This window comes from Mesorhizobium sp. P5_C1, assembly GCF_054049815.1.
Genome location: NZ_JBFULQ010000270.1, coordinates 1 through 7,440 on the forward strand (window position 1 = coordinate 1; position 7,440 = coordinate 7,440).

The following is a 7,440-nucleotide window of genomic DNA, read 5'->3' on the forward strand; positions in this document are numbered from 1 at the left end:
CCGTCTTGGATGTATTGGTTGTCACGCCGGCTGGAGCCGACCTTGGTCATCGCCTGCCAGGCCGCGAGTTCGAAGACTTCGATTCCCGCGCTTTCGAGGATAGCGGTACTGGCGATGACCGCATCGGTGGCCGAGAGGCGGCTGTTGCCGACTGCCAGCCGTATCGGGAGATTGCTCTGCGCTTTGGCCGCGAGGACACGAAGCAGCGCGGTGATGGTGCCAGCGAGCTGAGATTCCGAGATGGTCTCCAGATGGTCGGCATCGACTGCCAGTTCGCAGTGCCGGATGAGGTCTCCCGCCAGATCCTCGAAATTTGGTGCGGGTGCGCTAGATGTCGACATAGATGCCGCCGTCACGAGTCACGACGTCGAATTTTCGCAGTTGCAATCGCGCGTCACAGACATGCTTTCCGGTTGCCAAGTGGAATTCATAGCCATGCCAGGGGCAGACGATGTGCATGTCGTCCGTGTTGAAGCGCTGCCCAGTGAACAGGCCGGCGCCGTCGATGACGTCCTCGACCTGGGGGAGTTTGAGACCTTCACAGGCCGGCCCGCCCTGGTGCGGACAGAGGTTGCGGTACGCGTAAAAGGCATTGCCCTGATGGATGACGCCAATCTCCAGCAAGTCATGCTTGATGACGCGCGTCGTGCCCTCAGGCAGTTCGTCGATGTTGCAAACAAAATGCTCAGCCATGTATTTTTCGACCTCAAATTGATAAGGTACCTTACTATATTCCAGTATCACCGCGCGTCAAGTGTTGGCGCTTCCCCTGAGGCGAAGTTTTTCAGCCCGGGCTGCATGCGCTCTGACGAATTCCAACGATAAGAYGCGCCATCAGGCTGGGTGCGACCGCGCACAGGCGGCGTCGATCGCCCCATCCCCACGTCAAAGCGCAGGGTCATTCCGGAGAGCTCAGATCGACTGGCCCTTTTCGACTGATTTGCGAAAGAAGCGGACAGGATAGTCTTCGAACAGGCCGGCAAGGACGAACGGGTCGTTGCCAATGAGTTCTTCTGCCTCCTGCCTGTTGTCGGTATCGATGATCAACACCTGGCCGAAACGCTCGGACTGGTCGTCGGAAAGGATCGGCCCAGCCAGCCAGAGCTTCTCCATTCTGGTGATCCAGTATGCGTCGTGGGCAGCGCGGTTGGCCGTCCGCAGGTCAATCGTGTTGGGCCGGCTTTTCATGATGGCGATGAACAATGTTATCTCCCTTCCGAGCGACGATTTTGCGATTGGTACTCAACCTTGGATGCCGGCCCGGCAGGGGCTGTGCTCAAGGCCTTGTCAGGAACGAACTGTCGATTTCGCCGACCGTGTTTGCGCCGAGCATCGCCATGTCCCGGTCGATCTCCTGGCCGATCAACTGGATGGCATGGCGCACGCCCCCGCCGCCCAGCACGGCTGCGAACAGGAATGGCCGGCCGATGAAGACGAAGTCCGCACCTGCGGCCAGTGCCTTCAGCACGTCGGTTCCGCGCCGCACACCGCCGTCGAGCATGACACGCATGCCGTTGGCTTGCTGAACGATCTGCGGAAGCACATGCAAGGGCGATATCGCACCGTCCAACTGGCGCCCTCCGTGGTTCGAAACGATGATGCCGTCGACGCCGCATTCACGTGCCCTGGCCGCATCCTGAGCGGCAAGGATGCCCTTGAGAACGAAGGTGCCTTTCCAACGGTCGCGGATAGACTGGACATGGCTCCAGTTCAGCTGATCGCGCGCACCGATCGATCGCACCAGATTGCGTGAGAGAATCGGCGGGCCGCGGAAGGCGTCCATGTTCTCGAAACGCGGAACGCCCGTTGTCATCGTCCGTGCAAAAGTCMCGATCGACCAGCGCGGGTGAAGCAGGCCGTCGAGGGCCAGTCGAAGGCTCGGGCGAAGCGGAATGCTGAAGCCGGTCCGGATGTTGTTTTCCCGGTTGGCCGGCACTGGAAGATCGACGGTCAGCACAAAGGTTTCGTAGCCGGCCGCCGCGACGCGGTCGACCATCGCCTTGATCCGCTCGGGCTCGCCAGGAAGGTAAGATTGAAACCATCTGGCCGAACCCTCGGCGGCAAGCCGCTCGAGAGGCATGATCGATGTTGCGCTGACGATCATCGGAATGTTCTCGTCGGCGGCGGCCCGGGCAAGCACGAGGTCGCCTTCGAACGTCGACAAGCCGCTCAAGCCCATCGGGGCAATGCCGATCGGAAGTCGGTACTCGCGGCCAAACAGCACGGTGGCCGGGCTGCGGGCCGAAACATCCACGAGCACTCTTGGCACCAAGGCGGCCTTGAGAAAGGCGCTGCGGTTGGCGGCAAAGGACTGGCCCGTTTCCGCGGCGCCGGCATAATATTCGTAGATCGGACGCGGTAGCCTGCGGCGGGCTATGGTCTGGAAATCGTCGAGGTTCAGAACGGAAGTCAGCGCCCGTGCGGATCTCGACGATTGCCGTCTTCGTTCGGTGACAATTGTCGCCATTTTCGCGGGGTTGCCGGGAAGGTCGCCTGCCGGGGTCGAGGCAGCCACCCCAGTGGTTCGCAGGTCGAGTTCGTGTTTTGGCGAGTTGCCGGCATTCACGTTACGGGTGCCAAGCAATGCGTTCTGGTCATCGGTCATGATCGCGCCGTCAACTGGTCGACATGACGAGCCCGGCTTGCTCGCGCTCGGTTGCATTCGACTGCCAGCCCGCATTCACATTGTTGCGCAGCTTTCCACGCAGGAAGAAGTCGTGAATTACCTCGGCGGCGAGTGTGCGCATGTCGACGTAGGAGGCCTCGGAAAAGAACGCCGCGTGCGGCGTCAGCGCCAAGCGACCTGCAAGCCATGGCTCCCGGCTCAACCACGCGGCGAGCAGCGGCGAGGCGACATCCGGCGGTTCGCTGGGGAGAACATCCAAGCCGGCAGCGCCGAGATGGCCCGACCGCAGCGCGGCCTCCACGGCATTCAAGTCGACCAGCTTGCCTCTTGCGATGTTGATGAGGATGGCGCCGGGCTTCATCTGCGCCAGCCGCGCCGCATTCATGAGCGAATGCGTCTCTGGCGTCAGCGGGGTATGAAGGCTCACCACATCGGAGGCGGCTAGCAATTCCTCAAGCGAACCCGCCCGCTTGAGGCCTATGCCCAGCTCGTGGCCCTCCGGCAAGAGCGGGTCATAGTAGACGACCTTCATATCGAATGCGCTTGCGCGCCGTGCCACGGCGGTTCCGATGCGGCCAAGGCCGACCGCGCCAAAGGTGGTTCCACGCAGACGGCGAACCACCGGAACGTTCTCGGCGAAATACTCGCCCACAGGGTTCGCCCTCAGCCGAGCTTCATAGCTTCCAAGCCCCCGAGCCAAATGCAGCAACAATGCCAGGGCGTGATCGGCCACTTCCGTTGTGCCGTAGTTCGGCACGTTGCAAACGGGGATGCCGCGCCCGGTGCAAGCGGCGAGATCAATGTTGTCGAAGCCAACGCCGACCCGCACGATAAGCCGGCAGTTGTCCAGCATCGCGACAATGCCTGCGTCTATCCGCACGCGATGCCAGACAAGGAGTGCATCGCAGGATCGCCATACAGCTTCCGGAATCGCCCTGGCATCGTTCTCGTCGTGAACGTCGTATTCGAAGCTGTCTCCGGTCACCGACCGCTCGATGTCGAGGACCTTCACGTATGTATCGGGAACCAGTATCCTGAGTTTTGCCATGGCCGACGGGTTCCGCCTGTAAAACAGTCTGTTAGGCGCCAAGCGCGCTTTATGAGGCGCCGCCGGCGGCGTAACCGGCGCCGATATGCACGTCGAGAACCACGACCTTGCCGGCTTGAACCGCAGCGACGGCTTTGCGCATTTCGCTATCCAGTGTTTCCGCCTCGCGGATCGGCCCGACCCCCTCCGCGCCCTGGGCACGCGCCATCATTGCAATATCGGGAGCGGGGTCATCGATGCGCTGCCCAATCCATTTGTTTTCCACCGGCCGGTCTCTTCGACGTGCGACCCGTTCCTGGTGCAGTTCATCATTGAAGTACGAGCGGTTGTTGGCCACCACAACGAGCAGCGGGATGCCGTAGTGCACCGCCGTCCACAATGCTGTGATGCCCATCAAGGTGTCGCCATCGCCCAGGACGGCGACCGGCAAGCGGTCGGTTCCCATCAACGCCAGGGCCGAGCCGACGGCCATGCCCGGGCCGGAGCCAACACCACCGCCGCCGGAATGGCCGAGCTGATCCAGCGGATGGTCGAAATCGGTGAGTGCGCCGTCCCAGCCGAGCGGGATGCGCAGGAGCGATATCGGCGTTTCCCGTGCTGCACTGGCCATTGCGAAGGCGATGTCGGCAAGGCCAAGTTCCTCGGCCTTGCCGGGTTTTGCCGGCTGGCGGTTGAGCGCTTGATACGTCTGCTTGGTGGTGGGAAGGAGCGGCAACAAGCTCGAAGCGAATGCTTCGGGTGTTGTCGCCAGGTGAATGTCGACGGGTGGCAGTGCCTGGTGGTCAAAGCTCCATCCGTTGTGCAACTGATGATCGACTGAAACCTGAATGATCTGCGCCCGGCAGGTCTTGCCCGGGAAATGCGTGGCGAGTACGCCCGCCAGATCGACCCAATCAAGCGACAGGATGACATCGGCCTCCTTCAGCCTTGTTGCAGCCGCCTTGGTAACCGACATGCCAGGAGCACCGGCATGAAGGGGATGCGCGGTCGGGAATGCGGCGCCGACCTTGAGGTCGGTAATCACCATGGCGCCAAGCCGCTCGGCCAGCGTGACGCGCTCCGCCCAGGCCTGCATGTCACGCGAAACGCGCCCCATAAGGATGACCGGGTGTTTGGCGCCAGCCAGGGCCGCAGCAGCAGCTTTCAGCATAGCCTCATTTGGCGCGGACGCCGCAACCGGCTGATAGCGATCGAGCGATGGCAAGGGAGAACCTGCTATAATGGCCTCCTCCTGAATCTCTGAATCCAGGTTGATATAGATCGGACCCTGAGGCGCCGTCATCCCTAGCTGCATGCCACGCAAGATCGCCTCTTCGGCGGCCGCCAGGGAGGCAGGCTGGTCGTCCCATTTGACGTAGCCGCGGATCATCGATCCCTGGTCACGTGCGCAGTGGATCCAGTCGATGAACGGCCTCCGCTTGGCCGCATCGACCGGACCGGTTCCACCAAGAATGAGCATCGGCACGCGGTCGCACCAGGCGTTGAAGATGGCCATCGTTGCATGCATCAGTCCGACATTGGCATGGAGAGCGACCGCCAGCGGCTTTCCGGTAACCTTGGCATAACCATGCGCGATCGCCACGGCATGCTCCTCATGGAGGCAGACCAGCATCTGTGGATTGGCATTGCCGCCGAAATTCACGATGCTGTCGTGCAGCCCGCGGAAGCTCGAGCCCGGGTTGAGACATAAATATTTCAGATCGAAGGCAGCCAGCAGACTGGCGACCCGATCGCTACCCCACAGCTCATTCCCCGCCTGGAACGACGCCGGAACCTCTGGCCGGTTCGGCCGCGTACGCGATGAATGTTCGTTTACGGCGCTGTCTGTCATGGCAAACCAACTCGAATATCGTGGCCGCGGCCAACTCGATTTACGTTCAATATGTAGATGAATAGTGAAGCTATTTCCCTGCATGTCAAGCCTCTCCGAGAACAAAGCGCGCATCGACCAATCGCCTATCCGAGGCGGACAGCGTTCATAGCCCCGGCCAGATACCGTCCCATCAGCCCAAGCCTTGAAGATCTGAAGCGGCCATCAGGCGGTTTCACACGAAACTGCACGGCGAGCCGACGCCTCGAGGAATCCGGGCTGCGGGTTGCCCAAAATTATGTGCCATTCGAGGCCTTGAATACACTTTGTATCTATGTAATGTTAGTTTCTGATGTAGCTAAATTAGGCCATAGAGCCTCGACGACCATCGGTTGATCGCAAGGGCTGCATCCGCGAGGCGAGCGTGCTCACGGCGCGGTCGCTCTGTTGGGAACGGATGACTGTTATCTGCGCTGAAAGTCTTGGCCACCGATGCCTCGACGGCGCCCATCAATGGAGGTTGATATGCTCAATATGAGGGTTCTGCCGCTCTTCGCCGTCGGCGCGATGTTATTTGCGTCAAATCCGGCGGCAGCGCAGCAACTTGAGAAGGTTAAGGTCGCGACGACGTTCCTTGGGCTTTGGGATACGTCTCAGCCAACGCTTTGCAAGCAGCGCGGCGAGTTCGAGAAGGCGGGCCTCGATGTTGAGGTCATTTCCACACGAGGGGGGTCGGAGAACGTGCAGGCCGTAGTGGCCGGCGGTATGGATATCGGCTACTCGCCCGGCATCAACGCCGTTCTGGCCGCGTCCATGCAGGGTGCGAAAATCAAGATCATCAGTGCGGAGTTCATGGGCCAGAACGACACGTTCTTCTATGTTCCTGCGGCAAGCCCCATCAAAGGCATCGACGACCTGACAGGAAAGACGGTCGCCTTCTCGCGTCCGGGTGGCGCCACCGAGGCGGCTCTGCTCGCTCTCAAAACCGAGAAGGGTATCGACTTCAAGCCGACAGCGACCGGCGGCATGGATGCCACTTTCACAATGATAATGACTGGTCAGATCGACGTGGGTTATTCAGTGCCTCCGTCCGTGCTCGGTTCGGTCGAGAAGGGCGAGGTGCGCGTGCTCTTCTCCGGCGACGACATCAAATCCCAGGCCGATTTGACCGGCCGTGTCATTATCGCGAATTCGGACTTTATCTCTGGCCACCGGGATGTTGCCGAAAAGTTCCTCAAGGTCCTGGATGGCTGCATCGACTGGGCCTACGCGAACCCTGAGGCGTCTGCGAAGTTCTACGGCGAACTCAACAAGGTAGATGCGAACATCGCTGCGAAGGGCCTCGCCTTCTACAAACGGCCTGCCCTGGCCTTCGGACCGATTGCCCATCTGGATCGGGTTATTGATCAGGCTGTCGCAGGAAAGTCGATCAGCAGGCGTCTAACAGACGATGAGCAGAAACAACTAATCGACATTGTTTATTCGACTCCGAAGTAGGCCATCGAAAGATGGTTTTATGAATAGTCGTCTTAAATACGGATGATAATTTTAGAAATGGATGGATCGTTGAAAGGCGATCCATCCACATGTTCTTTGATTGATGAAATCATCGCCTGAATATTTAAGTATCGCATGTTGACAACGCCTTTATCCTCTCCAATGATAATGTACCTTATGTTTGGTAGGCGACTGAGACGCGTTGTCGAGCCGAAGCCATAAGAGCGAGCCGCAATTGGGCCGCGCTCTGAAGATCGAAGACCGGAGGGATGAGAGTGTTCCCAGCCAGGGCCAAGAGCCGCCAGCCACAAACAGGGATTTGACACCCATGAACGTGCCTCAAACGCTCGTCACTCCAACTGCCGCAGCCGACGCTCTCATTCCGGCACTCGCCCTGCGGAACGTCGGAAAATCCTACGGTGAAGGTGCTGCTGAAACCTGGGCTGTACGGGATTTCTC

Annotated in this window: 7 protein-coding genes; 1 reads left to right on the plus strand and 6 read right to left on the minus strand. The window is 60.2% G+C overall.

Annotated features, from left to right (window positions below):
- The 6 genes from ACXJ7R_RS19955 to ACXJ7R_RS19980 form a co-directional block, all read right to left on the minus strand.
- Nucleotides 1-341, minus strand: a 341-nt coding sequence (locus tag ACXJ7R_RS19955; RefSeq protein WP_457153349.1) for a hypothetical protein, incomplete at its 3' end; no start/stop codon positions are given.
- Nucleotides 328-693 (minus strand): Rieske (2Fe-2S) protein, encoded by a 366-nt coding sequence (locus ACXJ7R_RS19960; protein ID WP_457153350.1) that lies wholly within the window; start codon nucleotides 691-693, stop codon nucleotides 328-330. The genes ACXJ7R_RS19955 and ACXJ7R_RS19960, both read right to left, overlap by 14 nt.
- 219 nt (nucleotides 694-912) lie before the next feature.
- Complete coding sequence (locus tag ACXJ7R_RS19965) at nucleotides 913-1,203, minus strand: YciI family protein (RefSeq protein WP_457153351.1); 291 nt, start codon at nucleotides 1,201-1,203, stop codon at nucleotides 913-915.
- 73 nt (nucleotides 1,204-1,276) lie between these two features.
- Entirely contained in the window at nucleotides 1,277-2,467 is a 1,191-nt protein-coding gene (locus tag ACXJ7R_RS19970; RefSeq protein ID WP_457153355.1) for an alpha-hydroxy acid oxidase, read from the minus strand.
- Between the two features lie 148 nt (nucleotides 2,468-2,615).
- Complete coding sequence (locus ACXJ7R_RS19975) at nucleotides 2,616-3,674, minus strand: C-terminal binding protein (protein ID WP_457153352.1); 1,059 nt, start codon at nucleotides 3,672-3,674, stop codon at nucleotides 2,616-2,618.
- Nucleotides 3,675-3,723: 49 nt separating this feature from the next.
- Nucleotides 3,724-5,505 carry a thiamine pyrophosphate-binding protein gene (locus tag ACXJ7R_RS19980; RefSeq protein ID WP_457153353.1) on the minus strand — a complete coding sequence of 594 codons (1,782 nt, stop codon included), beginning with the start codon at nucleotides 5,503-5,505 and terminating at the stop codon, nucleotides 3,724-3,726.
- Nucleotides 5,506-6,009: 504 nt separating this feature from the next.
- Here ACXJ7R_RS19980 and ACXJ7R_RS19985 point away from each other — a divergent pair.
- Nucleotides 6,010-6,981 (plus strand): ABC transporter substrate-binding protein, encoded by a 972-nt coding sequence (locus tag ACXJ7R_RS19985; protein WP_457153354.1) that lies wholly within the window; start codon nucleotides 6,010-6,012, stop codon nucleotides 6,979-6,981.
- Nucleotides 6,982-7,440 lie beyond the last annotated feature (459 nt).